Origin of the sequence: Bulleidia sp. HCP3S3_C9, from assembly GCF_052064035.1 — a bacterium.
GTDB lineage: Bacteria > Bacillota_I > Bacilli_A > Erysipelotrichales > Erysipelotrichaceae > Bulleidia.
In genome coordinates this window covers 1-525 of record NZ_JBQHWJ010000135.1, presented here as the reverse complement: position 1 = coordinate 525, position 525 = coordinate 1, and the positions used below count along the sequence as shown (strand labels likewise).

Genomic DNA, 525 nt, shown 5'->3' with positions numbered 1-525 from the left:
TTCTTGTCTGTGCGGCAACCTTACGAACTTTGACATTTACATCTTCTACACCACAGAAGTTAATATCTCCCTTTTCACAAACTTCATATCCTGCTGGAATTTTTTTCAAATCAGCAGCTTTTACTACAGTTTGATCTGCTGGAATTGTCAGTTCTTCAATATTGTCTTCAATCATTTCTCCTGATTCGGATACATAATGAACACGCACGTTTCTTGTCTGTGCGGCAACCTTACGAACTTTGACATTTACATCTTCTACACCACAGAAGTTAATATCTCCCTTTTCACAAACTTCATATCCTGCTGGAATTTTTTTCAAATCAGCAGCTTTTACTACAGTTTGATCTGCTGGAATTGTCAGTTCTTCAATATTGTCTTCAATCATTTCTCCTGATTCGGATACATAATGAACACGCACGTTTCTTGTCTGTGCGGCAACCTTACGAACTTTGACATTTACATCTTCTACACCACAGAAGTTAATATCTCCCTTTTCACAAACTTCATATCCTGCTGGAATTTTTT

1 protein-coding gene is annotated in these 525 nt (G+C 37.1%); it reads right to left on the bottom strand.

Annotation, left to right across the window (positions count from 1 at the left end):
• On the bottom strand, window positions 1–525 hold a 525-nt coding region (locus tag ACTND6_RS11125; protein WP_441045119.1), incomplete at both ends, for a hypothetical protein.